At 55.4% G+C, this 1,273-nt stretch carries 1 protein-coding gene; it reads left to right on the top strand.

The window, feature by feature from the left end; genetic code table 11:
• Nucleotides 1–65 precede the first annotated feature (65 nt).
• Nucleotides 66–758, top strand: coding sequence for a hypothetical protein (locus AC04L7_RS18970; protein WP_436000717.1), 693 nt, complete (start codon nt 66–68; stop codon nt 756–758).
• Nucleotides 759–1,273: the final 515 nt, after the last annotated feature.

Below are 1,273 nucleotides of genomic sequence, written 5' to 3'. Positions count from 1 at the left end.
GCCTAACAATTCATTCAAGCCGAACCCGCTTCGCGGGTCGGCTTAATTCCGGTGTTAGGCTGCACATGAAGATCATCGCAAGACTAGCCATTCTTACTGTCGTGATCGCAGCAGCCTTGGGCTGCGACTCGGATGTCGATGCATTTCCGGAGGGAACAATGAGAGTCGGCGGGTTAGAACCAATCTCTGTTGATGGTAAGCAGTACTTCTTTGCTTACAATTTCACTTCGGATCGCGTTCTTACATCACTGTTTACTAGCGACGAGGCTGCCGCGGACTACGCGGCCTCACACCTTGTGCAACGAGATGGGCGGCACGACCGGAATTACTGGATACAGCAAGCGCGGGACGCGCTGCGCGACCCGAGCCTAACGGACCCGCCGGGCCAAGCTGTCTCGCTCAAGCCATTCAGGGACGCTCTCCATAACCTGCGGCAAGACAAGACAACTGGCCGCACTCTCCCCGATTTAGTGATACCCGAGTATCTCGGATACTTGCTTGAGATGAATTGTGAGTGGCCCGACGCCCCCATCCCATCTGAGATTGAGCAAGCTGCTGTACGCTTGGGACTCGCAGCTGATGACACAAGTCCCTGGCTAGAGGAGTCGACATCCATCCTCACCGGAAAATCGGCTACTCCGAGCGAGGGGGCCTTCCAGGATGCCGCGTCAGTCTTCATCTGGTATTTCGACACCTTGCTCCGCAACCAAAGGCATGGTTGGTCTCACCAACTTGGGCTCACCCCGGGTGCAGCCTAACAATTCATTCAAGCCGAACCCGCTTCGCGGGTCGGCTTAAYTCWGGCGTTAGGGCTCATGAGACAGGCATTGGCGCTACCGTTAGCAACCATAATCTGTGCAGGGACCGCCGCTATCACGGCCACACTTACCGCTTGGCTTATGTGGCTCAATGTCCCCGCTGACCGTATAGATCTCGGTTTCACTGCCTTTGTTGCATTTGTCGTCTGCATCCCTTACGTCATGATCGTCGGACTGCCAATTGGCCTTTTCCTAGTTCATAAGCGCATGTTTAGAGCGGTTCCAGCTCTGATAGCTGGAGCCATTGCTGCCAGCCCAATCCCACTGATATCTYTTGTCTCAGCACTCATCCGTGAGCCTGATGGGGTCGCCCTCGCGTTCACCTTTCTGCTCATGGCCATTTTTGCTGGGGCGATATCCGGTCTGGCGTTCTACTGGACACATCGGTTCATGAGCCCTAACAATTCATTCAAGCCGAACCCGCTTCGCGGGTCGGCTTAATTCCGGTGTTAGGC

The sequence above is a fragment of the Pseudoxanthomonas sp. LjRoot204_2 genome, from assembly GCF_056175765.1.
Note: the sequence above shows the minus strand (reverse complement) of the source record. Positions and strands in the feature narration are given on the sequence as shown.